General features: G+C 47.8%; 18 protein-coding genes. 14 read left to right on the top strand and 4 right to left on the bottom strand.

The features are described 5' to 3' along the window. The first annotated feature begins 17 nt into the window (after positions 1 to 17). Genes NC980_RS12280 through NC980_RS12300 form a run of 5 tightly spaced genes read left to right on the top strand, consistent with a single transcriptional unit; the run spans position 18 to position 4,177 of the window. On the top strand, positions 18 to 563 hold the full coding sequence (locus NC980_RS12280; RefSeq protein WP_190375287.1) for an aspartyl/asparaginyl beta-hydroxylase domain-containing protein: 546 nt from the start codon (positions 18 to 20) through the stop codon (positions 561 to 563). Between the two features lie 8 nt (positions 564 to 571). After that, the gene (locus NC980_RS12285; protein ID WP_190375288.1) at positions 572 to 1,453 is read left to right on the top strand and encodes a GNAT family N-acetyltransferase; all 882 of its coding nucleotides are present in this window, start codon (positions 572 to 574) and stop codon (positions 1,451 to 1,453) included. Then, entirely contained in the window at positions 1,450 to 2,226 is a 777-nt protein-coding gene (locus NC980_RS12290) for a hypothetical protein (RefSeq protein ID WP_190375289.1), read from the top strand. Before NC980_RS12285 ends, NC980_RS12290 begins: the two co-directional genes overlap by 4 nt. Beyond that, complete coding sequence (locus NC980_RS12295; protein WP_348253928.1) at positions 2,208 to 3,119, top strand: GNAT family N-acetyltransferase; 912 nt, start codon at positions 2,208 to 2,210, stop codon at positions 3,117 to 3,119. The genes NC980_RS12290 and NC980_RS12295 overlap by 19 nt, the downstream gene beginning before the upstream one ends. Beyond that, positions 3,116 to 4,177, top strand: a complete 1,062-nt coding sequence (locus NC980_RS12300; protein ID WP_190375290.1) for a cupin-like domain-containing protein — start codon at positions 3,116 to 3,118, stop codon at positions 4,175 to 4,177. Before NC980_RS12295 ends, NC980_RS12300 begins: the two co-directional genes overlap by 4 nt. Before the next feature lie 68 nt (positions 4,178 to 4,245). Here NC980_RS12300 and NC980_RS12305 read toward each other — a convergent pair whose 3' ends face one another. Further along, the gene (locus tag NC980_RS12305) at positions 4,246 to 5,235 is read right to left on the bottom strand and encodes a cyclic nucleotide-binding domain-containing protein (protein ID WP_190375291.1); all 990 of its coding nucleotides are present in this window, start codon (positions 5,233 to 5,235) and stop codon (positions 4,246 to 4,248) included. Between the two features lie 182 nt (positions 5,236 to 5,417). Further along, positions 5,418 to 7,160 carry a ShlB/FhaC/HecB family hemolysin secretion/activation protein gene (locus NC980_RS12310; RefSeq protein WP_348253929.1) on the bottom strand — a complete coding sequence of 581 codons (1,743 nt, stop codon included), beginning with the start codon at positions 7,158 to 7,160 and terminating at the stop codon, positions 5,418 to 5,420. A gap of 346 nt (positions 7,161 to 7,506) precedes the next feature. Here NC980_RS12310 and NC980_RS12315 point away from each other — a divergent pair, with 346 nt between their 5' ends. From NC980_RS12315 to NC980_RS12345, 7 genes are all read left to right on the top strand, one after another. Then, positions 7,507 to 11,385, top strand: coding sequence for a CHAT domain-containing protein (locus NC980_RS12315; RefSeq protein WP_348253930.1), 3,879 nt, complete (start codon positions 7,507 to 7,509; stop codon positions 11,383 to 11,385). A 165-nt stretch (positions 11,386 to 11,550) separates the two neighbouring features. Further along, a complete protein-coding gene (locus tag NC980_RS12320; protein WP_190375294.1) occupies positions 11,551 to 12,321 on the top strand; it encodes a DUF928 domain-containing protein in 771 nt (256 codons plus the stop codon). A 212-nt stretch (positions 12,322 to 12,533) separates the two neighbouring features. Further along, entirely contained in the window at positions 12,534 to 13,313 is a 780-nt protein-coding gene (locus NC980_RS12325; protein WP_190375295.1) for an MBL fold metallo-hydrolase, read from the top strand. Positions 13,314 to 13,338: 25 nt separating this feature from the next. After that, entirely contained in the window at positions 13,339 to 15,615 is a 2,277-nt protein-coding gene (locus NC980_RS12330) for an adenylate/guanylate cyclase domain-containing protein (RefSeq protein WP_199298372.1), read from the top strand. Between the two features lie 244 nt (positions 15,616 to 15,859). Further along, positions 15,860 to 16,282, top strand: coding sequence for a hypothetical protein (locus tag NC980_RS12335; RefSeq protein ID WP_190375296.1), 423 nt, complete (start codon positions 15,860 to 15,862; stop codon positions 16,280 to 16,282). A gap of 6 nt (positions 16,283 to 16,288) precedes the next feature. Further along, positions 16,289 to 16,516: a hypothetical protein gene (locus NC980_RS12340; RefSeq protein ID WP_190375297.1), complete on the top strand. Its 228-nt coding sequence runs from the start codon at positions 16,289 to 16,291 to the stop codon at positions 16,514 to 16,516. 145 nt (positions 16,517 to 16,661) lie between these two features. Further along, positions 16,662 to 16,955, top strand: coding sequence for a hypothetical protein (locus tag NC980_RS12345; RefSeq protein WP_190375298.1), 294 nt, complete (start codon positions 16,662 to 16,664; stop codon positions 16,953 to 16,955). A gap of 104 nt (positions 16,956 to 17,059) precedes the next feature. On the opposite strand, the gene NC980_RS12350 is transcribed toward NC980_RS12345, so the two are convergent. Continuing rightward, complete coding sequence (locus NC980_RS12350; RefSeq protein ID WP_190375299.1) at positions 17,060 to 22,894, bottom strand: HAMP domain-containing protein; 5,835 nt, start codon at positions 22,892 to 22,894, stop codon at positions 17,060 to 17,062. 283 nt (positions 22,895 to 23,177) lie between these two features. On the opposite strand from NC980_RS12350, the gene NC980_RS12355 reads away from it, so the two are divergent. Beyond that, positions 23,178 to 23,498 carry a hypothetical protein gene (locus tag NC980_RS12355; protein ID WP_190375300.1) on the top strand — a complete coding sequence of 107 codons (321 nt, stop codon included), beginning with the start codon at positions 23,178 to 23,180 and terminating at the stop codon, positions 23,496 to 23,498. A gap of 109 nt (positions 23,499 to 23,607) precedes the next feature. Here the strand turns inward: NC980_RS12355 and NC980_RS12360 are convergent, their stop codons facing one another. Beyond that, positions 23,608 to 24,129, bottom strand: a complete 522-nt coding sequence (locus NC980_RS12360) for an O-acetyl-ADP-ribose deacetylase (RefSeq protein ID WP_190375301.1) — start codon at positions 24,127 to 24,129, stop codon at positions 23,608 to 23,610. A gap of 659 nt (positions 24,130 to 24,788) precedes the next feature. Between NC980_RS12360 and NC980_RS12365 the strand changes: the two genes are divergently transcribed. Further along, on the top strand, positions 24,789 to 25,580 hold the full coding sequence (locus tag NC980_RS12365) for a peroxiredoxin-like family protein (protein ID WP_190375302.1): 792 nt from the start codon (positions 24,789 to 24,791) through the stop codon (positions 25,578 to 25,580). Positions 25,581 to 25,608: the final 28 nt, after the last annotated feature.

The raw sequence follows: 25,608 nt of genomic DNA on the forward strand, positions 1-25,608 counted from the left end.
CGCAAAGGTACACTGTTATGTTTTTTGACCCCGCTCACTTTCCATTTACTGCTTTGTTCGAAGCGAATTGGTTGATCATTCGTCAGGAGCTTGAGCAACTCCAATCGGCTCAGTTCATGCCGTGGGCAGAACGATTTTTGTATCAAGGGGCTTGGGAGGTCTTCGGCTTTTATGCGTTCGGGCGCAGACTCGATGAGAATTGCCAGCGTTGCCCTCAAACCACAGCGATCCTTGAGCAAGTTCCCAACCTGACCACCGCAGGATTTTCTTGTTTGCAGCCAGGAACCCACATTCTGCCGCATACAGGCTATACCAGTGCGGTTCTGCGCTGTCATCTGGGGTTAGTGGTGCCTGAAGGCTGTTCGATGCGCGTTGGAACTGAAACTCGACAGTGGCAAGAAGGGAAATGTCTGGTCTTCAATGACACGATCGAACATGAAGTCTGGCATCGCGGCAACACAAATCGGATTGTTTTGCTGCTTGATTTTAAGAAGCCTGAGATAGTGCAACCGATTGATCTAACCGTGCCGAATAGCGTTGCTCAAATGATTTCATCTCTCTAGGTTTAACCATGATTACCTTTGAATCATTAAACTTGTTTTCTGCACCTCCGTTTCGGACGATGACTTTCCCGAAGTTCCAGGCAATGCTGCAAAGCGTCGGCTTAGGTCGTCAGATGATCGCGATCGGTGCCAGCGAGAATAATCAACCTGTTGGACTGATTCTTGCAGAGATTCAAGCACAGTCCGCAAAAATTCTTTCTCTGTTTGTCAAAGCTGAGTATCGCAATCAAGGTATTGCCACTCGATTAATCGATCGCATCGAGCAAGCCTTAATCAGCCTCGGTTGTCAGGAAACTTACTTAGTTTATGCAGCGGGTAAGCAAACGGCTAAAGCACTAGAACGAGTTTTAGAAAAATGTGGTTGGGCTGATCCTGAACCTCGAATGCTGATTTGTCGTTGTACTCCTCAAGCTATGCAGCAAGCATCTTGGGTACAACGAGCGGTTTTACCACGATCGTTTGAGATTTTTCCTTGGACGGAACTGACTCTAGCAGATCGGGCTGCATTGCTAAACGCGAATTGGTATCCTTCTAGCCTGAGTCCGTTTGAGTATGAAGCCTCAATGGAACCCCTCAATAGTTTAGGGTTGCGCTATCAAGGCGAAGTCGTCGGTTGGATGATTACTCAGCGACTTTGCTCCGATACACTTTGCTATAGCTGTAGCTACATTCGCCCTGATTTGCAGCAACGCGGGCGAATCATTCCTCTTTATGCTGAAGCCATTAACCGTCATTGCACTCGACCTGATATTCCTAATGCGTCTTGGGTTGTGCCTTATATCCATGAAGGAATGGTGCAGTTTGTAAGACATCGCATGGCGGACTATATCACCTCAATGGATGAATATCGCCGATCGACAAAAACCTTCCCCGCACTCGTTGCTATATGATCACACTGAATTCCGAAGTTGTTCAATCGATCAACATTCTGACAGCATCAGACTGTGCGCGGGTGAGGCAAACGATCGTAGCACTCCGATCACATTGGATTCAACGCCATCCGGTCGCGCCGTTTTATACACTTGGGGCATCCAACTATTACGACATTGCCAACAATCCAGAGTGTCCTTATGGTCGCATTGCGGCTGAAGCGAATCCTGTTTTACAGAATCATTTAGGCTGGCTCTACGACCAACTCGCCCAGACACTTTCTCAGGTGCTACAAGCCCCAGTTTGCTATCCGGAGAGCTTTGCCCTTCCAGGGTTTCACATTTTTGAATCGTTTCCTGGATTTGAGCAACCGCAAGCATTGCTGCATGACGAATGGTTTCAGCAACGATATAATCCTAATGTGATTGCTACGCCGATTCACTGTGATACGCCGCATTTATTGTTTAACTGGGGTGCGTCCTATAGTGACATTGACTTCAATCATCCGATTTCGTTTACCCTAGCGATCGCACTTCCCCAAAACGGTGCTGGAATGTATGTTTGGGATTTGCATCGCAGCGAAACGCTGGGTCTGTCTCAAGAGAAAGTTCGCAACCTTTTAGACACACGAGATAAACAGCTCTATCGGTATCAGATTGGTGATGCGGCTGTGCATTCTGGATATTACTATCACCAAGTTGCACCCTTTTGGCAGGCTCAACCGAATGATGTCAGAATCACGCTGCAAGGACACGGCTTAAAGTGTCGCGGCATTTGGCAACTGTATTGGTGATTGATATGCTGACTCTAGAGCGCCTGAATTCGATCACAGCCCTTCCTTATCAAGCCTTTACCTTTCCTACATTTCGATCACACCTCCAATGCTTAGGAACTTCCTGCATTGCCATCGGAGCGGTAAAAGATGGTTGTCCGGTCGGGTTAATTCTGGCAGAACTTTCAGCAGACTTAAAGCGAGCAGAAGTGCGATCGATTTTTGTGACGCAATCTGCTCGAAATCAAGGCATTGGAACCGCACTGCTCGGAGCGCTGGAACAATCTCTAGCCGATCAAGGTTGTGCTGAAGTTCAGCTTGTCTACATGACCGGAAAACCTTCGGCTTCGATTCTGGAACGATTGTTAGAGAAATATTGTTGGACAGTCCCGCAAACTCGAATGCTTGTGGGGCGATCAACGATTGATCGAATGGCTCAAGCACCCTGGATGGCTCAATCTCATCTGCCTGCAACCTTCACAATTTTTCCCTGGGATCAACTCACGCATGAAGAGCGATCGTACTTGCAGCACCAACAAATTACCGCTGATTGGATTCCCTCCGATCTCGCCCCTTTAGAACAAGAACCGATCGAATCGCTCAATAGCTTAGGAGTCCGTTATCAAGGAACTATCGTGGGCTGGGTCATCACGCATCGCTTAAACCTAGATACAATCCGCTACACTTGTAGCTTTATTCGGGCAGATTTTCAGCGGCGAGGGCGAATCATTCCGCTTTATGTTGAAGCGATTCGACGACAAGCGCAAGCAGGAATTCGCAACGGAATTTGGACAGTTCCGCTTCGTCATACTGCCATGTTTAATTTTGTGCAAAATCGGATGGCTCCTTATATGACCTCGATCGCACTAACAAAAGGAGCTAAAAAATCACTCAGTTCGGAGCAGTCAGGATGAAAACGCTAGACAACATTGAACGAATTTCTGCGCCTTCAGTGCAAGTGTTTGAGCAAGACTATCTTCTCAAACAGAAACCTGTCGTTCTCACCGATTTGTTTGCATCGGATGCAATGAATGAATTGAGAACGATCGAGAGTGCCAAAATCCACCTAAGCTCAATGCCGTTAGAAGTCCAGGAAGAGTTTACTTCGTCAGTTCTCAAAACCTCGATTTTGCTGGATCAGCGTGAAAAGAAGCTTTGGTCATTTCAACAGTATCTTGACTATATTGAAGCTAATCCAGACACTCGCTTAATGGCGACAGAAGGACTGACTCCGCCTGAGATCCGACAACGCTTCGATTTCCCGGACTATGCTCGAATCAATGGAGATGAGACTTTCTCTGATGTTGCATCGCTGCTGTTTCTTGGGAATGCGGGTAACTATGCTCATCTCCACTTTGACGGGGATTATCGTCAGGTGTTGCTTCATCAAGTATTTGGCACAAAGCGGGTGATTCTGATTCCTGCGAACCAAGCGCAGAAGCTTAGTCCCATCGGCAATTTTAGTAATGTTTTTCTAGAAAACTTCTCTGAATCCGACAAAACTGCTTTTGTTCACTATGCAAACGGCTATGATTTTCTACTTTATCCGGGTGAAACCGTGTTTATGCCTGCTGGCATTTGGCATTACTTAGAATACTGCGAGACTGGAATGTCGTTTAGCATGCGCTTTGGTCGAACCGAGCAACTTCGATTTTTTGGAGATAAACTTCACGCTAATTTTTACTTGCAGAACATTGCAACTCATTTCATCGCTCAACAGCACCCAGAAATCTTCGAGAAAATTCAGTCTGCTTACCACAAGTCCTACCCAACATCTATTGCTAAAGCACAAGCCCTACAAGCCGTGTTTGAATCGATTTACCGTCGCTTGTGCTCAACGAGTATTCAAAAGACATATGCGTTCACGAATTTCGATGCAATTAATGAAAGCCTTTTACAAGCGGAAGCACAGCGTTTGTATCCTTCTCCCGTCTCCATTCAATCTTTGCTGATGGGTTGGAGTGGTTTCTAAGCTCATTGATCGTTAACGTGAAAGAATGTGAGCATGGCGGTAGAGACGGCTCTACCATCCCTCACTTCTCACCGACGGAGTTGCTGAATAATCCAGTCAAAGCGAGTCCCTGCGATCGCAGTGCCCTCAAGAATATCCAAATCGAGTTCGTCTTCTTCGAGTTCTTCAGCATCTTGTGCGATCGCGGCAGATGCAATGCCGCTCCGAATCAGCAGATCTTGACAACGGCTCGACAGAACTTGTGCGGTTGCCCGATAGAACCGTCCTGCAAACGCTGCATCTTCTTGAAGTTTCATGGCAAGTTGAGCCTGCGAGATCCGGAGCACCCAAGTCTCATCTACCGCTCTAACGCTCGCTGAAGCAACTCCGCCATCGACAAACGATATCTCTCCCAAAATATCGCCTTTCCCCCGCTTCGCCAGTTCTCGTGTTTGACCTGCGATCGAAATATCAATGCCTACAGTACCATCGAGCAGTAAGTACACGGCTGGAACAGGCTGACCTTGCTGAATCAAGATTGTAGCTGCTGTTGATTTTTCAGCACTGCCATTTGCCAACATCCAAGCAATATCCGCATCATTCAGCGTTGCAAAAAACATCAGAACTTTGCGGAGCGGCTCCCCTTCTCGGATCTGCCGATTGACCAAAGATGTACTCAAATCCCGCAGGTACTCAGACAAGTTGATGGCGAGAAGTTGATAAAAACGGGCAGCAAATCCACGATCGCGGCTCAACTCCGTCTTGAGTCTTGCTTTTGGAATGGCTAACACCTCTGACGATTGCTCTGCAAGAATGCTGATCAGCGCAGGTTGATCGCTCAGTAAGCTTGTTGCTCCTGCAAGTTCGCCGACTGAAAATAATTCAGAATGCTCATAGTTCGACCAAGATGCAGCGAGTTGACCTGTCAGACGCAGAAAGATGTCATCGATCTCTTTACCGCTTTGAATCAACAGCGTGTTAGGCGCATAAGTCGTTCGATGCGAGAACTGGATCAAGGCTTCTAAATCCTGATCGTGCAGGATACGAAGCACTGGGAGAGATGAAGTGAGTTGGTTCACGATGATCTAGAGCAGTAAGTTTTTGGGCGAATAATGTTGGTTTTCAGGCTTCTGAGGTCTTCATAATACCCAGATTGGTAAATTTTGAATCGCTTGATTTGGCTCAAGGCAATTCCAATGTATCTGAAGCTGATATTCCGCTTTTCTTGCATCTCGTCAACGATAAACCTGCTCAATTTAAGTCAGAAACGATAACCCACACTAAAGGTAAATCCTCGGTCTTGAGCATTGTTTCCACGATCGCTGAGCCTGACAAAGGGCACTGCATAATCTGCTCGCATCGTTAAACGCGGAATCGGCTCCAGAATCAGCCCAACTCCGCCTGATGATAAAAAACGTTGACTTGGCAACAGATTTGGATTGTCTGAGCGATTCCAAACTGTGCCAAAATCCACAAATGGAACGAGTTGTAGAACTGGAAGTCCTGCTGCATTCCGTTGGACTGTGATGCGGTCTTCAACTGAAACTCGAAACCCATTATCTCCCGATCGCGCATTCTGGCGAAAGCCGCGAATCGTTTGTCCGCCCCCGATGATAAATTGCTGTGAAGGTAGCAAACTATCTGGTGATAGTTGAATTGCTGCTTGAGCAATCAAAAAATGCTCATTGCTCAATCGCTGAACGCGTTGAACTTGTCCGAGCCAGCTAAAAAATCGCCCGTCTGGAATCGGGGAGTCGTTTACGGTCGCGTTAAAAACATTTAGACCGAAGTTGAATTGAGATCGCAGCACCCAAGCCCCTTGCGGATCGCGCCGCACATAGTCCTGCCCGAACTGCAAAACTCTAGCCCGACTGTTGCCTTCTGCATCTGCACCAATCCCAAATGGAAAAGGCGTATCTTGAAACAAGAAGGTTTGACCATTCTGAACAGTGAAGCCGATTGAGAGCGCTAGTTCCTCACGCGGCGATCGGATCAAGGGCTGTCGATAGCTAATTCCATGGAGAGCCGTGTTGCTGCGAATACCAAATGCAGAGAAGTTGGGAGCAATAATCCTGCCTCGACTTGGTGCAATTCTCAACTGAACAACACCATTCATTGCATTCACAGGCAGTTGATAGCTAAAGTCGAACGAATTTGAGCCGCCTTGCGCTGTGCGATAGTAAGATGCACTCAATTCGTCACCAGAGCGAGCTAAGTTTCGACAGCTTACAGTCGTACTGAATCGTTCAGATCCGACACTTGCTGGAGAAAAGTTGTCTGCACCAATAAAGGCTTGAAGTTGTGCTGCTTCTTTGATTTGTATTGTTAAGATGCTTTGTCCAAGGTTCTCGCCAGGTTTGAGGCTCGCTTCTACAGTTTCAAATAATGGATCAGCTTTGAGTAATTGCAGTTGATCTTCTAAATAATTTTTGTTGAATGGTGGCTTTGTTCCAATTTGTAAGCGATCGCGGACATACTGTTCACGCAAATGCTGTAAACCTCGAATCTCAATGGTCTTGATCGATCCTTCAATGACTCGAATCTGAACAACGCCTTCTTTGACGGTCTGATCAACAAGAATTGCTCTAGAGGTAATGAATCCACGCTCTAGATAAAGCTGTGTGATCCCATCTGCAACTGATTGCAAGTCTTCTACTGTGGCGGATTTGCCCTCGATCGGCTGAGTAATGCGCTGTATCTCCTCAGGCTTAAGCACTGTGCTACCTTGCACTTCAATTCGACGCACCAGAACTTTAGACGATTCTGGAGTTGTTTCGTTCGTTGGAGTGGGTGCGGGTTGCTGATTGTTAGGTAAAGCTTGTGGTAACGGGTTTGTTGCTGGTAGTGCCTGTGCTAGAAGATGACTTGGGATAGATTCTGCTGAAGCAGGACGAAGCGACCATAAGTTCAACAGCGTACTAAACAAGAAAAGCTGACACCGTACCATAGAAGCCTCATATATAATCCAGAGAAACACACCGGGATTGTTGGATTCGGCTTTCAAGATACTCGGAAAACTGATAATTGGCGCACTTTTCCTTGATTCTCAGGAGGGGCAGCGATCGACTGCAATTTCAATGGTATTCAACAGTAAAATATCCAGAACTCCTTTAACTCTGCGTCTTAGTTCTAAGCGTTTCTACGGTTGCTCTCCCATCTGCTAACCCTCCTTAATATCTGTCATTATGGTTCTCGCTACACACGAAAGCTGTATCTAGCTTCGCTGTGAAACAACTCTAGCTCTACAGGAACACTGAGCGACAGTTGCGATCGCAGTTTGATTGCCTGCCCAGAGTTGCTTGTCCTGATTATCGATAAAGCCGATGATTGCTTATTACTCCAGCTTCCTGATGACTGTCCTGAAAAAACTTCCGTTCGCGATCGCACTCATTGGTGTAGCGGGTCTAAGCCAGACTGCAACTGCTCAAATTGTTCCAACTGGAGGAACAATTTCAACACTCAACGGCAATCGATTTGATATTACTGGGGGAGCGCGATCGACGGATGGCGCGAACCTGTTTCACAGTTTCACCCAGTTTGGGTTGAATCAGAACCAGATTGCCAACTTTCTCTCTGATCTCACGATTCAGAATATTTTGGCGCGTGTGAACGGGAGCAATCCATCCATCATTAATGGATTGATTCAAGTAACAGGTGGCAACTCTAATCTCTTTTTGATGAATCCGTCTGGTATTCTCTTTGGCAATACGGCTTCTCTCAATGTTCCGGGTTCTTTTACTGCGACGACTGCTCCAGGTATTGGGTTTGGGGGAAACTGGCTCAGTGCAACCACCACGAACTATTCAGCCTTAAACGGCAATCCTGATGCTTTCGCCTTTCCCTTTGCGTTGAGTGGCGCGATCGTCAACACCGGAAATCTCACGGTTCCCAATGGAAATCTGACGCTGCTTGGGGGAACTGTCGTTAGCACTGGCACGCTCGCGGCTCCGAATGGACAATTGTTAGCCGCCACAGTTCCAGAACGATCGCTGGTTCGCCTCAATCCAACTGGAAGTTCTCTCAGCCTGGAAGTTGCTCCATCTCTGGCCTTTGCTGCTCCATCGGTTGCCACACTTCCGCAACTGCTCACTGGCGGAACGGGCACGAATGCAACTCGCTTGACGCTTAATCAAAACGGGGAAGTTGAACTAACCGGATCAGGATTACGGATTGGGAATGGTGATGTTGCAGTGAGAACTCTTACCGCTAAAGCAGCAACCCTATCCGCCGCTCAAACGCTTACCCTGTTTGAGAGCCAGTTTCAAACCACTGGAAATTTCAGCCTCTTTGCAAATGATACTGTCAGAGTGCGAGACAGCGTGACCAATCCGGTACTGATCCGATCACAAGGTGATCTCTGGCTTCGCGGCAACCAAGGAATTGATATTCTGGCGCTCAATCATCTTCAACAAACGCCTTTTGTCAGTGGTGGCAATCTGACTCTGATGAGTGATGGCATCATCTCTGGAGATGCTCATTTTGCCAGTCGGGGTAACTTCACGCTGCAAACTCTGAACGGCAATCCAGGAACATTTGTGAGCTTGTACGATCCGATCATTAGTGCAAATGGAGATGTCTCTTTCGGAGATTACACCGGAGCCTCTCTCAAAGTCGAAGCGACAGGCAGCATTAGAGGCGGCAACATTACGATCACTCAGCCCGATGTGGGGCTTACTGGATCTGATCCAGATATTGAAATTCTTAGCACTCGTCCTGCTGTCATTCTTCGAGCAGGCTTAAGCACACTTGCGAATCCGGTTAGTAGTTTCCCGGTGACAGCGGAAACCTCAACTTTCGAGCAGAACGCGCCAACCACTCCTGCGAATGTCAGCGTTGGCAATATTAGAACAGGACTGTTTTTTAGCTCTACTTCTCTAGATACGGTGATCATTCAAGCTCCCGGCACGGTCACTACAGGGGCGATCGATACCTCTGCAAATACCACGATCGATGCACTTGGTGGCGGGGTGAATATTAGCGCAGGCGGGGACATTGTGACAGGTGCGATCGACACTTCTGCAGTTAGTGTTTTCTACAGCGACATTACGGTCGGTGGAGCCGTAAGCTTGACCTCAACTGGCGGAAACATCACCTTTGAAAGTATTAATACTCGTGCAATATCTGGAGACGGGTTCTTTGGAGGCGGGGAGCGACCACCGATAGAAGGGGAACTACCAACAGAAGGGGAACTACCGATAGAAGGGGAATCACCAATAGAAGGGGAACCACCGACATCAGGAATTGGAGGCAGTGTTCAACTCTTTGCGCTAAATGGTACTGTTCGAGGAACTAAATTCGTGCCCCTGTTTCCAGCAGACACAATTCACACACAGTCCAATGCGTCGAGTGGAATCGTCGAAATTCGTCATGATGGTGGCATTTCCAATGCTCCGTTTGTGGTTGGAGATGCTGCAACAAATGGAACCGCAGGAGCAATCACAACCGATACTACAATCCCGCCGACAACTGCCTTCGGAACAGTTGGATCAGTCACTCAAAGCAATGCGACATTCACGTTTAAAAATGATGCACCGACTCTCAGCGCAAACACAACATTGTCCCCGGTTGAATCAGGACAGTCAATTACCTTTACAACTCGCGATCTCGCTCCCCTAGTCACAGATGTCGATCGTGATGCAACAACATTGTTTCTGAACCTTCTGCCCGGAGCAACTTTGAGAATCAATGGCGTTCCAGTCCAAGGGTCAACCGTGCAAATCTCCGCAGATCCTCAAACTCCTCAAACCTTTGAATACACTCCTCCGTCTGGAACAACAGGCAGCTTTTCAGCCTTTACGCTTACTGCATCTGATGCTGTCGCGACCTCTAACCCTGTGACTGTGCAAGCGACGGTTATAGCCGCACCGATTCCTCAACCGGATACTCCAACTGAGCCGAGCAATCCACCACAAGAAGCCCCAAAACCCAATATTGATCCGGATGAGTTTGAACAGGAATCAGAGGAGAGTTTAGATGCAATTCCCACGGTGAGTAGTTCAGACTCGTTAGAAGTTGATCCCTTCATGAGTGAAATTGATGAGGAGGTTTCACAAGGGTTTGAGGATTATTTAGAACTCGATGAAGTTGAACCGAAAGAGCTACCAGATGTCCGATCGGATCTCTCAGATGTAGAAACCAATACTGGCATTAAGCCTGCATTAGTTTACGCCTTGTTTGTACCCAGCGATATTTCTCAAGCGGAATCAACAAGCCGCTCTCAGGCTGATCGCGATCGCGACCAGCTAGAACTGTTTATCGTCACAGCAAAGGGCGCTCCGATTCGCAAACGGATTCCTGGAGCAACGCGCAGCACAGTGGTGAAACTCGCTCGACAGCTTCAAAAAGAAGTCTCCGACCGCAATCGAGTCCGCACGACAACTTATCTTGCTCCAGCACAACAGCTTTACCAATGGTTGATTGCACCGCTAGAAGCTGAGTTTAAGCACCGCGACATCCAAAGCTTAGTGTTCATCACCGATGCAGGACTGCGATCGCTGCCCTTTGCTGCCTTGCATGATGGCACGGGCTTCTTGATCGAGCGTTACAGTTTGGGATTGATGCCGAGTATCAGTCTCACCGATACTCGCTATGGCGATATTAGAAAATCTGAAATTCTGGCGATGGGGGCATCGCAGTTTCCTCAAACCGATCAAGCTCCTTTGCCTGCTGTCCCGCTCGAAATTAACACCGTAACGACGCTGTGGCGCGGAAGAGGCTTTTTGAACACTGCATTCACGCTAGAAAACCTGAAATCTCAACGAAACAGCAATCCTTATGGAATTATTCATCTTGCAACTCATGCCGAATTTCAACCCGGCACACTAAAAAATTCTTATATCCAACTCTCGGACACAAAGCTCCGGCTCGATCAAATCCGACAACTCGGTTGGAACAAGCCACCCGTTGAACTGCTGGTCTTGAGTGCTTGCCAAACGGCGTTAGGCGATGAAGACGCAGAACTGGGTTTCGCAGGTCTCGCTGTTAAATCTGGGGTCAAAACAGCAATGGCAAGTCTTTGGTCGGTCGATGATCAAGGAACATTAGAGTTAATGACAAAGTTTTACCAAGCTTTAAAGACCTCACCGATCAAAGCAGAAGCACTCCGACAAGCACAGCTTCAACTTCTAAAAGGAAAAGACAGCTTACGTTCTGATGAGTCGGCAACGAAACAAACATTCTCTCATCCCTACTACTGGTCGAGTTTCACGATGATTGGGAGTCCTTGGTGAAGGATGCCATAGCGCACGATCGCTTCGATCGTCCTGCGAGATTTCCACAGTCTTGGGCTTACTGAAGTTCTAACCTGAGTAGCCTTCGCGATGACCTTTGATTGCTGTCCTTTCTAGGATGACAGCAGCGCTCTACTTGTTCGCAAATCGTCACTAAACAAATCTATGAAACTGTTTCAATCTCTCTTAATGATTCCCTTGGCGCTTGGAGCATTCTCGGTTCCAACCGTTGCCGCTCCAACTCAGACGCGATCGTCCCAACTTTCCACGCCAACTCTGATTGCTCAAGCGTTTAGACCTCCAAGACGCGGTGCACCAAAGACTACGGCAGGTGGAGCGACGCGAGGACAGTGTGATGCAAGCCGCAAGAGCCTGACTCCCTTACTGCCCAAAGATAAGTTTGGCTTAACGGTTTCAGACCGTCCCACGCTGTTTTGGTCACTACCTCAAGCGGTGAGCGGCACTGCTCAACTCACGATTCTGGGTGACAAAGAAAGCCGTGTAGTATATGAAACGACGATCGCACTCCCAAAAACGGCAGGTATTTTTCAATTCACCCTGCCGCCGGATGCTCCTGCGCTCGAAGTGGGTCAGCAGTATCGCTGGTATCTGAGTATCAACTGTAAGGCCGACGGTACAGGCAATGAAATCAGCGTCGATGGCTGGATCGAGCGAATTGCACTCACTCCAGAACTCACCCAAGCGCTGAAAACAGCAACTCCGAGAGAACAAGTCAGGCTCTATGCAGAAGCAGGAATTTGGCACGAAGCCGTAACGATACTCGCCGCATTACGCTTGAGGCAACCGAGCGATCTAAGGCTGAACATGAGTTGGAGAGAGTTGCTGCGATCTGTCGATCTTTCTGCTGTGATGTCTGAACCCTTGGTTAATACTTGTCAATCTATGGTTAACAGTCGTCAATCTACCCGACCTTAACGCGGTTTTCAGCGCTTGAATGTTGTTTTTCTGATGCTCAAGACTAATACTGGATTAAACATAGAACGCGACAGATCATGCTCAAAGTCTCCCAGAATAGGGGATTTAGGGGGCGAGAATCTGTCGCATCCATAAATCAATTTGGTATAACAACATTCAAGTCTGCAACGCTGATCGTCACCGGAATTTCAGATGCCCTTGTTGCTTTTACTATGCCAAACTTACTGTTTCTAGGATCGGGATCAGCGTTCACGGTTGGAGAAGATAACTTTCACTCCAACATGCTCTTAACCAGCGATCGCGGACGAAAACTTTTAATTGACTGCGGCTCTGATATTCGCTTTTCACTCTATGCGGCGGGACTGTCTTATCTAGAGATTACTGATATTTTTATTAGCCATCTGCACGCTGATCACGCAGGCGGACTAGAGTTTATCGGCATGACGCGGCGATTTGATCCACGCTGCGATCGTGCCAATCTTTATCTAAGCAAAGATATCGCGAGTGAACTTTGGGACAGAACCTTATCCGGTGGAATGAGATCGATTGATCAAGATATTGCAACACTGGACACTTACTTTACAGTTCATCGCATTGGTAAAGGAGAAGGGTTCATGTGGGAAGGAATTCGATTTGAACTCGTACGCATGATTCATGTCGATACAGGATTCTATGTCATGCCGAGCTACGGTTTATTCTTTGAAGTTCAGGGCGTAAAAGTCTTTATCTCAGGAGATTCACAGCTTTGTTTACAGCAGAACTATCCATTTTATGAGCAAGCTGATCTGATTTTTCATGATTGTGAAACTGCGATCGTCCGAACTCCGGTTCATGCTCATTACAGCAAACTGATCACATTACCAGAACGTTTTCGCCGCAAAATGTGGCTGTATGGTTATCAGCCTGGACTCTTACCTGATGCTCAAAAAGATGGATTATTAGGGTTTGTTCGACGAGGACAACAATTTGAGTTATCTCTAATCACGGCTTAGCACCAAAGCACTAGGAGCAAACGCGATGATTTGGACGAGATTAAAACGACAACTTTGGCATTGGCGCGGTGTAGTGATTGCAGTCCCCAGCGTAACGGCTCTAGTGCTTGGATTGCGGTTTCTGGGCGCACTGCAAATGTTAGAACTTGCAATGCTAGATCAGTTCTTCTTGATGCGTCCGTCCGAGTCAAGAGAGTCTCGGATTGTAATTGTCGAAATCACAGAGCAGGATTTACGCAACATCAAGCGGACGCAACTCTCAGATGCAATGCTTGCTCAAGTCTTGGCCAACATTCGGAATCAGAAGCCGCGAGCGATCGGCTTAGATATCTATCGGGATCTGCCTGTTGAACAAGGGCTACAGAAGCTCAATCAAGTGTTCTTAACCACTCCAAATCTAGTTGGAGTTCAGAAGGTTGCTGAAAGCGTCGATAGTTCTGCGGTGGCACCACCGCAGATTCTGAAGCAGCGCGATCAAGTCGGCGCGAATGACTTACCGATCGATGGAGATGGCAAGATTCGCCGCAGTTTGCTTTATTTGGATGATCCAGCAGGCAATACGGTGTTTAGTTTTAGCTTTAAGCTGGCTTTGCTCTATTTGGAAAAGCAAGGTATCCAGCCCGAACTGACTCCAGATGAGAAAGTCAAGCTAGGTCAGGCAATTTTTCCCAGTTTCGCTTCAGATGATGGTGGATATCAACGAGCAGAAGCGGGAGGATATCAAGTTTTGCTCAACTATCGCGGGCAGATTCAGCAGTTTCCAACGATTTCGTTGACTGAGGTATTACGGAATCGCATCCCGACTAAGTTGATGCACGATCGCATTGTATTAATCGGCAGTACGGCTGAGAGTCTCAAGGATTTGTTCTACACGCCTTATAGTAGCAGTTTGCTCACTGCACCCAAACGCACGCCAGGTGTGGTGATTCATGCTAACGCAATTAGCCAAATTCTGAGTGCTGCACTGGAAAAGCGATCGCTGATTCACACTTGGAACGAGCTACTTGAGATCGCTTGGATCATTAGTTGGGCGGGTCTAGGGGCGCTTTTGATCTGGTGCAATCGATCGACCAATCAATCCTCTAAACTGAGCGATCGATATCGTCTAAGTTTGATTATCGCAAGCATTCTCACGGCTGGAGGCGGGTTAGTCTTGGTGGGCTATGCTGCATTTTTACAGGGACTCTGGATTCCAGTGGTACCGCCTTTGATAGCTTTGACGGGTTCAGCAATGTTTGTGACTTCTTATATTGCTAGAACTGCGGCAGAGATTCGTAAAACCTTTGGGCGCTACTTAACCGATCAAGTCGTTGCCAGTTTGCTCGAAAATCCGGAGGGGCTGAAAATCGGTGGAGAACGGCGAAAGATTACGATTTTGACCTCGGACTTACGCGGCTTCACGGCGACCGCAGAACAACTTCCACCCGAAGAGGTCGTGAAGATTCTAAACATTTATCTCGCTGCAATGACCGATGTGATCACAGCTTACCAAGGCACGATCGATGAGTTTATGGGGGATGGCATCTTAGTTTTGTTTGGTGCGCCAACGCTCCGAGCCGATGATAGCGAAAGAGCAATCGCTTGTGCAATTGCGATGCAGCAAGCCTTGATTTCGGTGAACGAAAAACTTCAAAAACTGGGCTGGTCAGCTTTAGAAATGGGCATTGGAATTCATACCGGAGAGGTTGTGGTTGGTAATATCGGCTCAGAAAAGCGCACAAAGTACAGCGTGATTGGGAGCCATGTGAATTTAACCTATCGGATTGAATCTTTTACGATCGGCGGACAGATTCTGATTTCAGAATCAACTGCACAGGAAGTCAGCGATGCTCTCGTGTTTCGAGAAATGCAGCAGGTGCAAGCGAAAGGCATTAAGCATCCAATTACAGTTTATGATGTGAGTGCAATTCGGGGAACTTACAACTTAGCTCTGCCAGAACGCCAAGAGTCCCTAGTTTCACTGCCCCGATCGATTCCGCTTCAATATGCCGTTTTAGACGGTAAACAGATTAATGGCACTTGGTTTAAGGGAGCTTTGATCAAGCTTTCTGAGCGAGGTGGAGAAATTCAGATCGCCGACCTCAATCCGGAAACATTTCCCTCAGTGCAAACCAATCTCAAGCTTAATCTTTTTCTACCAGATGAGCCAGCTTTTGCTGAGGAAGATATTTATGTGAAAGTCCTGAAAGTTTCAGTGGACACAGGACTAATTCAGGTTTATTTCACAGCAAGGAGTCCTTATGTGAGGCTTCACCTAGAACAACTCTTTACTCTGAGTCTGCAACAAAGCTACACCTGTTAACCGTCGCGATTGCTATAGCAATCCTAATTGACTCGTGAAAAAATGCCATACAGTTGAAGCTTGGGGAAACTAAACACCTGTTGATGCAGGACAAACTCCAATAACCACTTGATCAGTGCAAAGGAAGTGGGGTAAAAAATTTGTATTTAACAATCAACACCTCGGATACCATGAATTCAAAGTTTTTCCTTGAATAGATGATGAAGCCCTCGTTTGCTGCTCACACGCCAAATGTACAAGACCAGTGGCATCTTCTAAATCTTCTCCACTGTGGCAAGCCGCAAAAGATAGCGAATCAATCGCATATGTGCTGGTGCAAATCCGCAATCTTTGGCGCTTTGCTATCTCAGCCGACGATCACTATGGCCCAGTTTACAACTTAAGTATTGCTCATCCGATCATTGATCGGATGAATGCTGCTCATCGAATTACTCGTTCCGACCGACCGATTAACTTAATTCTGCTGAGTACCAGTGGTGGAACTCAGGTTGCTTTAGGTGCTGCATCTCATCTCAAGTACTGGATCAATGCGCGTGTCACAGTGATATCACTCGGTGGCGCCTTTGAAGGCAGAGCCGGATTTAATGATGTCGATCACCTCTATCACCTTTGGGGCGATCGTGATTGGATTACACAGCTTCCCCGCGTTGTCTTTCTTGCACGCTGAGGTTTGGTGAGCGGTCCTCCGGTGAACCAAGCGAGACAGCAGGGACGCTATACGGTTTGCAATGTTAGTAATCAAGAACACTCTGGATCTGAAGAATACTTCGGAAAAGCCATTGTATTTAACCAGACCTCTTATCTTAAACACACAATAGAACAGGTTAATCAATTGCCGATTTGGTCGATCGATCAGCCCCTAACCCCTACCTGTCCTGCTCGAAAAGAACAACCCAAATAGGAAAAACCATTATGAGAACAGGACAAGCGATCTCTTTAGTTATTTTTATTGTCTGTCTTTATTTTGCCTGACAAGTTCGGCAAGTTCTGCTGCTGGTGTTTAGTGCGATCACGCTCGCTTCCAGCTAGAGCAGGCTGAAACTTACTTGTGGCAAGGACAAATTGAGGCAGCACTGGCATTGTTGGCTCAAGCAACAGACAAATCCGCACTCAACTTTTGCGCTTACCTTCAGACTCTCGCCATCTCTCGCCATCAGTTGATTGACTATCAGCAGTTTCAGTCTGACCCACTCTGCTCGATTGGCTCAGGAGCAGTAGAGCCTACGGTTAAACAGATTGACAGTCGATTGAATCTCTCTACCGCTCAGTGGAAGCGAGAGAATGTCAATCAGATGTTGAGGTTACGTTGTGCTTATCTCAAGCGAACCTTAGCTGCATAGCGCTCTTTTACATTTGGGATGCTCCCGTTGAATTTCTGGGTCTTCGAGTTCGGAAAATTGCATGAGTGCAGGAGGCATAGGGGAGTTTCATGGAAAGAATAGAACTAGCGCTGAAGCCAAACTCGAAGTACAGAGAGGAGTTGATCAGTTTCGACAGGCTTAGTGATGTAGTCTGATGCTCCGGCTTCCATACATTTTTCTCGATCGCCCCGCATCGCTTTTGCAGTCAGTGCAATGATCGGCAAGTCTAAAAACTGGTTGACTTGTCGAATCGCTCGGGTTGTTTCATAGCCATCCATTTCCGGCATCATTACATCCATCAACACTAAATCAACATTTGGATGCTCTTGCAGCATCGTAATGCCTTCTCGACCATTTCCTGCATAGAGAATCTCCATCTGATAACGCTCTAGTACACTCGTCAAGGCAAAGATATTCCGTATATCATCATCCACGATGAGAATTTTCTTGCCTGCAAGTGTAGTATCCTGCTGTTGAGATCGCTCTAGCATCTGTCGCTGCATTTCCGGTAAGTTCGCTTGCACGCGGTGCAGGAACAAGGCAGTTTCATCAAGCAAGCGTTCTGGCGATCGTACATCCTTGAGAATAATTGTGTCTGAAATGCGCCGCAGTTCTCGTTCTTCTTGAGCGGTAAGCTCCTTTCCGGTGTAGATGATAATGGGTAAATGGATGAGGCCCTGCTCTTGCTTGACTTGCTCCAGGAAGGCAAATCCATCCATATCGGGCAACCCTAGATCTAGAACAAGACAATCAAAGCGTTGCGATCGCAGCATTTCTAGCGCTTCTGCCCCAGTTGCTACAGCAGTACTGACTACATCCGTACTGCCAATCAACTCAACAATGCTTCGACGTTGCACGTCATCATCTTCCACAACGAGCAAACTCTTCATTGGTCGCTCGACGAATTCTTTGATGCTTGCCAAAGCATTGAGTAGAGATTCACTGTTCACTGGCTTTTGCAGGTAAGCGATCGCACCCTGCCGTAAACTCCGTTGTAAGCCCTCCTCAACGGACATGATGTGAACGGGAATATGGCGAGTGTCATTGTGGTGCTTCAGCCGATCTAACACCATCCATCCATCAAGAACGGGCAGGCGAATGTCGAGCATGATTGCCGTAGGTTTGAACTGTTGTGCTAGTTCTAGACCAACATTGCCGCGTGTTGCAACGATACCTTTGAAGCCTTGCTGCCGTGCTAAATCCAGTAGAATTCGAGCAAAATTCACATCGTCTTCGATAATCAGCAGGGTCAGGTCTTCCGGCTGAATGCTGTCTCGGTCATCTTCGATCGCACGCTCAAACACCGTAATCGCTGTTTCTGACTGATTGCTGGTAGGGGTTGGAGCTTCGGAGGCTGAGCGCATTGCCGTAGACCGAGCTACCGAAGGTTGGGAAGCGGAGAGTGCTGACTCAGACCTGGATGAATCCCAACGTCCGCTATCACTTTGGGGTAGATATAGTGTAAAAGTACTCCCCCGCCCTAGTTCGCTTTGCAATCGAATTTCGCCACCTAACAATCGAGCAATTTCCCGACTGATCGATAAGCCTAAGCCTGTACCGCCGTACTTACGGCTGGTCGTCCCATCTGCCTGCTGAAATGCTTCAAAAATCACCTGTTGTTTGTTCGGAGCGATGCCAATTCCAGTGTCAGAAACGGCAAAGGCAATCACACGATCGGCACGGTTCAGGGTGTCTTGATCAAAACTCCAGCCCCCAGACGCAAGACTTACTCTGAAGCTCACTTGACCTTGTTCAGTAAACTTGAAGGCATTCGAGAGCAAGTTTTTCAGCACTTGTTGCAGCCGTTTCGCATCGGTGTACAAACTGCGCGGCAACTGCGGATCAAAGTGCATCTGGAAATCAAGACTGCGATCTTGGGCAACTTGCCGGAAGGTGCGATCGAGATGGTTACGCAGGTCAGTAAATGTCATTGGTTCTGGATCGAGCGACATTGTTCCCGATTCGATTTTCGCTAGATCCAGAATGTCATTAATTAGCCCCAGCAAATCGTTTCCAGAAGAATGAATGGTTCGGGCATACTCGATCTGCTTATCCGTTAGATTGCCCTCAGTGTTATCGGCAAAGAGACGGGCAAGAATTAATAGACTGTTGAGCGGCGTTCGCAACTCATGTGACATATTCGCTAGAAACTCAGACTTGTATTTAGAGCTCAAGGCGAGCTGTTCGGCTTTTTCTTCCAACGATCCACGCGCCTGCTCAATCTCTTGATTTTTGCGCTCAACTTCTCGGTTTTGTACCGCTAACAGTTCTGCTTTTTCCTGAAGTTCTTCATTGGTTTGTTGGAGTTGCTCCTGTTGATTCTTGAGGAGTTCTTCAGAAGCTTTCAGCGATTGTGCTTGTTGTTCTAATCGTTGATTGGTTTCTGTGAGTTCTTTCTGTTGGCTTTGGAGTTCTTCTGCCAAAGATTGCGACTGTTTGAGGAGTTCTTCGGTTCGCATACTAGCCGCGATCGTATTGAGTACGATCGCAATACTCTCAGTTAACTGGTCGAAGAAGGTCAAGTGAATATCGCTAAACCGAGAGAACGAGGCAAGCTCGATCACAGCCGTCACCTGCCCTTCAAATAACACAGGTAGCGCAACTGCATTGAATGGAGTCGCTTCGCCCAGCCCCGAACTAATTTTGATGTATTCGGGCGGGACTTCGGTGAGCAAAATGCGCTCTTTTTCTAAAGCACATTGTCCGATGAGTCCTTCTCCCAGTTGGAAGCGGTTTCCTAAGTGCTTGCGTTCTCGATAAGCATAGGTGCTAAGTAGCTTGAGATAAGGCGCATGATTCTCGCTCGCTTCCATCAGATAAAAGACCCCGTGTTGCGCCGAAACCAAGGGGGCTAATTCCGACAGAATCAGTTTGGAGACTGTCTCCAGATCGCGCTGACCTTGCAGCATTCGAGTGAACTTCGCCAAGTTGGTTTTGAGCCAGTCTTGTTCAGTGTTCTTTTGCGTCGTTTCACGCAGGTTAGCGATCATCTGGTTGATGTTGTCTTTGAGAACCGCGACTTCTCCTTTTGCTTCAACGGAAATCGATCGCGTTAAATCTCCCTTCGTAACCGCCGTTGCGACTTCAGCGATCGCTCTTACTTGCGTTGTCAAATTCGCTGCGAGTTCATTCACGTTGTCAGTCAAATCGCGCCACGTCCCCGATGCCCCCGGAACTTTCGCTTGTCCTCCCAGTTTGCCTTCGCTTCCTACTTCTCGCGCTACGGTGGTAACTTGTTCTGCAAACGTTGCCAACGTATCAATCATTTCGTTGATCGTGTCGGCTAACGTTTCGATTTCACCTTTAGCATCGAGCATTAACTTGAGTTTCAAGTTTCCGTTAGCAACCGCAGTGACCACTCTTGCAATGCCTCGCACTTGAGCTGTGAGATTGCTTGCCATCGAGTTCACGTTATCTGTGAGATCCTTCCAGGTTCCAGCGACTCCAACGACTTGCGCTTGACCGCCTAACTTCCCTTCAGTCCCTACTTCACGAGCGACCCGTGTCACCTCCGAGGCAAAGGAACTCAACTGATCGACCATTGTGTTGATTGTGTTTTTCAGGTCGAGGATTTCACCTTTGACATCGACGGTGATCTTTTTGGATAGATCGCCATTCGCGATCGCAGTTGCTACTTCTGCAATGTTCCGTACCTGTGCTGTGAGATTGCCCGCCATCAAATTGACGTTATCGGTCAAATCCTTCCAGGTGCCACCCACACCTCGGACATAGGCTTGCACGCCCAACTTTCCTTCGGTTCCCACTTCGCGCGCCACGCGGGTGACCTCAGAAGCAAACGAGTTAAGTTGATCCACCATCGTATTGATGGTGTTTTTCAACTCTAGGATTTCACCTTTGACATCGACCGTGATTTTCTTCGATAGGTCACCATTTGCAACCGCAGTGGTCACTTCAGCGATGTTTCTCACTTGTGCGGTTAAACTCCCCGCCATAAAGTTCACACTATCGGTGAGATCCTTCCACGTCCCGGCAACGCCCTTGACTTCTGCTTGTACGCCTAGTTTTCCTTCTGATCCCACTTCACGCGCCACGCGGGTGACTTCTGAAGCAAAAGAATTGAGTTGATCCACCATTGTGTTAACAGTGTTCTTCAACTCTAGGATTTCACCTTTGACATCGACGGTGATCTTTTTGGATAGGTCGCCATTTGCAACCGCAGTCGTCACGGCTGCAATATTTCTCACTTGTGCGGTTAAACTCCCTGCCATGAAGTTCACACTGTCGGTGAGATCTTTCCACGTCCCGGCAACGCCACGTACATCTGCCTGGACACCAAGTTTTCCTTCGGAACCCACTTCCCGCGCCACCCGCGTTACTTCTGAGGCAAATGAACTAAGTTGATCCACCATTGTGTTAATCGTGTTCTTGAGTTCGAGAATTTCGCCTTTGACATCGACCGTAATCTTTTTGGACAGATCTCCATTTGCAACGGCTGTGGTTACTTCAGCAATGTTCCTTACCTGTGCGGTCAAATTACCTGCCATGAAGTTCACGCTGTCGGTCAGATCCTTCCAAGTTCCGGCAACGCCACGCACTTGAGCTTGCACCCCTAACTTCCCTTCAGTTCCCACTTCCCGCGCTACCCGCGTCACTTCCGAAGCAAAAGAATTGAGCTGATCCACCATGATGTTGATGGTATTCTTCAGTTCAAGAATTTCGCCTTTGACATCGACCGTGATTTTCTTCGATAGGTCGCCATTTGCAACCGCAGTCGTCACTTCAGCGATGTTTCTCACTTGTGCGGTTAAACTCCCCGCCATAAAGTTCACGCTATCAGTGAGATCCTTCCACGTCCCGGCAACGCCCTTGACCTGCGCTTGACCGCCAAGCTTTCCTTCTGCTCCCACTTCTCGCGCCACTCGCGTCACTTCCGAAGCAAAAGAATTAAGCTGATCCACCATTGTATTAACGGTGTTTTTCAACTCTAGGATTTCACCTTTGACATCGACCGTAATTTTCTTCGATAGGTCGCCATTTGCAACCGCAGTCGTCACTTCTGCAATATTCCGCACTTGAGCCGTGAGATTGCCTGCCATCGAGTTCACGCTATCGGTCAAATCCTTCCACGTCCCAGCAACCCCTCGGACATCTGCTTGCACGCCCAACTTTCCTTCGGTTCCCACTTCGCGGGCAACTCGTGTCACTTCCGAAGCGAACGAGTTAAGTTGATCCACCATCGTATTGATCGTGTTTTTCAACTCTAGGATTTCACCTTTGACATCGACCGTAATCTTTTTGGATAGGTCGCCATTTGCAACCGCAGTCGTCACTTCAGCAATATTCCGTACTTGAGCCGTGAGATTGCCCGCCATCGAGTTCACGCTATCGGTCAAATCCTTCCATGTACCCGCGACTCCGGGCACATCTGCCTGCACCCCCAACATTCCTTCGGTTCCCACTTCCCGCGCCACCCGCGTCACTTCCGAAGCAAAGGAATTAAGCTGATCGACCATGGTGTTGACGATTTGAGCCGTTTGCAGAAATTCCCCTTGTAGGGGTCTGCCCTCAATCTCAGTCGCGATCGTTTGAGTCAAATTTCCGGTTGCTACTGCCCGAATCACCCGCGTTGTCTCGGTCATGGGCTGTACTAAGTCTGTAATCAGCGTATTCACAGAGCCGATCGATGCCTTCCATGCCCCCCGCGCATTGTCGATCGCAGCACGTTCGCTAATTTTGCCTTCTTTGCCAACCACGGTGCTGATGTGGTCTAGCTCGGTTGCCATTTGCTCATTCATCTCGATGATGTCATTGAGCGTATCGGCAATTTTCCCTGCAATTCCGGTTTGCTCGATCGGCATTCGGACGGAGAAATTGCCCTTTTTCACTTCAACCAGCGTTCTGAGAAGCTGCTGAAGGTCAAGATTATCCGGTTCGCTGGTGAGAGGTGCAGTTGTCATGGCAAGGTAGGCAGGTAGTTTAAGCCAAAATCAGAATTTTCTCTGCCCCAATTCGATACCAGAGACGTATTCCGAACTCATTATCCATCTTCCATGTCTATAAATGACCTCTACCAATAGAGGTAGTTTTCGCTGCTTTCTATCTTATTCTCTATCTTTAGATAGAGGATAACTTCCTGCTATCAGCTAAGGTTTTGCCAGGGAGGGTTATAACGTCTCGCTCAGCATTCCGCTAAATCGATAGCCTAGATCCCGCTAATTTAACGAAGAAAGGAATCAGCTTTTGAAAGGTCAGTCGCTCAACCAAGAACCCAACGCCGAAGATTTCAATCGCTTAGTCGATTCTGTCGTCAAAGCTGTGCTGAAAGTGGGTCAGAGCCAAAACCTGGAAGAAGCGATCGTAATTCGCAATGAACTGCGTCGTCTGCCGGATGCACTACTCACCGAAGTTCTCAATCAGGTGATGCTACATCTCGTGTCCGTCGATCCGCTCTTATGTCGCTGGTTTATTATTGATGTTTTTCTGCGCGATGCTCCAGCAGAAGGTAGAGCAGATGTAGCAGAGCGAATAAACCTCCTATTGGCGGATCTGCAATCGAGCTAGTTCTCTGGCTCTTTCTGCTTTAATTGTGATGTTTCTGACAAGTGCTTTGAGAAGCAAGGATGCTTTGTTATACTTGCGGTCGTTTTGTAAAACTGAAAAGATAGACCAGTTACTCGATCGTAGTCAAAGCAGTTTGATACGCGCTGTAGACTTCGGAGCTGAAGCAAGCGAAAACTACTTTTTCGATCGCGTCATTCTCATGCAGAAAGCTGATTGTTTCTCGGAGCGCAATCTCACAAGCTTGCTCGATCGGATAGCCATAAACGCCACAACTAATCGCCGAAAATGCGATCGTTCTCACTTCATGTTGAATTGCCAATTTCAGGCTTTCACGATAGCAAGAGGCTAGGAGTTCTGGTTCACCCTTTCTGCCATCTTGCCAAACAGGGCCGACTGCATGAATCACAAACTTTGCAGGCAGTTGATAGCCTTTGGTGATCTTAGCTTGCCCAGTTTGACAGCCCCTCAGCATCCGACATTCTTTAACCAATTGTGAACCTGCGGCGCGGTGAATCGCTCCATCAACGCCACCGCCGCCCAAAAGAGAGCTATTTGCAGCATTCACGATCGCATCAACTTCGAGTTTAGTGATATCCGCAATCCTGATTTCAAGTTTGTCGATCACAGCCATCTTGATTTCCTCTCAACGCGGCGATATAGAGGCTTCGCCTGCATTAGAACTTACCGATTTACTATATATAGCAATCCTAAGTCATTTGTGAGATGCGTAGTTGATCGCGCCCCCTAAATCCCCCACGAGTGAGGGACTTTGAGCAAGAGGCGTTGAGTTTCAAAGTCCCCCAGAATGGGGGATTTAGGGGGCAGAAGCATACTGAAACGGAGCGACAAAGCCTCATTTATAATTCATTTAGGATTGCTATATCTACATATTGGGCTGGATCAAATTCTTCAGCGAACTGCCTTAGCACGATCGTAGGTTGACAATCTCTCACCTTCCCTTATCTCAAGAATTCTAGTCAAGAATTCTAGCGACTGCTCTAAATTCCGCTGGGCAAGGAGGCGGAATTAACAGAAAGAGGAAGACCGAACTGGGTGAGACAGGCGATAATACTGCTCATGAGTCCGACCATCGTTACGTTAATGGGAGCGAGGAGATGCAGAACCGTCGATGATGCTGGATCAGTGGGCAATTTTTTCAGAAGCAATTAAAGTTCCACTTGCCGATCTACCGATTAAAAAAGTCTCCCTAGTTGCCTAAGTGCCAAGATTAGGCGAGTGAAGAGGTTTCTCTGACGACTTAACGCACTGTTATTTGTATATTTGCTCACTATGGACTTATACGATCGCTTGAGCCAAACCAAACGCCAACGCATCAGTGATGGAGCTACTGTTCCGATCCTAGAGGGATGTGATTCCACTCCTCGAACACTTGTGTTGCTCTGGTCACAACTGGGGGATTTCGACAGTCTCGAATACGCTTGGTGGATACAGCGAGAGGTGCAATTACTCCAAACAGCCGGAATTGTGGTTCGCGCCGTTGGAATCGGCGATCTTAAATCCGGCGAGAAGTTCTGTGCATATACAGGTTTTTCTCCCGATTGCCTCTTTGTCGATCCGACAGCGGAACTACATCAGCAACTTGAGCTATCTCCTGGATTGTCGCTCAAGCTTTCCTGGCTCTCTCCATCACAAAACGCTTGGCTCAATCTATGGCTGATGTGTGCTGGCATAGGTAGCCCTGGAACCCTAGCGGAAGTCTTTCGAGGCTATCGAGGCGATCGACAAGCCCCACAATTGATCGCAGATGAAGAGACTGTCAAAGCGCCACCGCTCCCACCGCTTAAAGGCTCTACCTTTCGATGGGCGGGGGGTAGCGGTTTCCAGCGTCCGTTTGAACTCGCCACTTTGCGACTGCGAAATATGACAGAAGTGCTGAGCCATTGGAAAACTTATGTCCCTAACTCGGCATATCTCACGCAGCGCGGTGCAACGTTTTTGTTTGATACTCAGGGTCAGTTGCTTTATGAACATCGAGATCAGGCAATTCTGGGGTTTGCGAAGCAGATGAGTCAACCGCTCTCGTTTCTTGAGTCGCTGCCTGATCTAGCGCCACCTTTATAGTTTGAAGTCCTGCTGCTGAGGGTTTTTG

Origin of the sequence: Leptolyngbya sp. AS-A5 (assembly GCF_039962495.1) — a bacterium.
GTDB lineage: Bacteria > Cyanobacteriota > Cyanobacteriia > Leptolyngbyales > Leptolyngbyaceae > Leptolyngbya.

Coding starts and splice junctions, on each gene's coding strand:
- NC980_RS12330 (WP_199298372.1), top strand. CDS start 13,339: ATGATTTGGACGAGATTAAAACGACAACTTTGGCATTGGCGCGGTGTA.
- NC980_RS12300 (WP_190375290.1), top strand. CDS start 3,116: ATGAAAACGCTAGACAACATTGAACGAATTTCTGCGCCTTCAGTGCAA.
- NC980_RS12320 (WP_190375294.1), top strand. CDS start 11,551: ATGAAACTGTTTCAATCTCTCTTAATGATTCCCTTGGCGCTTGGAGCA.
- NC980_RS12290 (WP_190375289.1), top strand. CDS start 1,450: ATGATCACACTGAATTCCGAAGTTGTTCAATCGATCAACATTCTGACA.
- NC980_RS12325 (WP_190375295.1), top strand. CDS start 12,534: ATGCCAAACTTACTGTTTCTAGGATCGGGATCAGCGTTCACGGTTGGA.
- NC980_RS12350 (WP_190375299.1), bottom strand. CDS start 22,894: ATGACAACTGCACCTCTCACCAGCGAACCGGATAATCTTGACCTTCAG.
- NC980_RS12285 (WP_190375288.1), top strand. CDS start 572: ATGATTACCTTTGAATCATTAAACTTGTTTTCTGCACCTCCGTTTCGG.
- NC980_RS12360 (WP_190375301.1), bottom strand. CDS start 24,129: ATGGCTGTGATCGACAAACTTGAAATCAGGATTGCGGATATCACTAAA.
- NC980_RS12280 (WP_190375287.1), top strand. CDS start 18: ATGTTTTTTGACCCCGCTCACTTTCCATTTACTGCTTTGTTCGAAGCG.
- NC980_RS12315 (WP_348253930.1), top strand. CDS start 7,507: ATGACTGTCCTGAAAAAACTTCCGTTCGCGATCGCACTCATTGGTGTA.
- NC980_RS12365 (WP_190375302.1), top strand. CDS start 24,789: ATGGACTTATACGATCGCTTGAGCCAAACCAAACGCCAACGCATCAGT.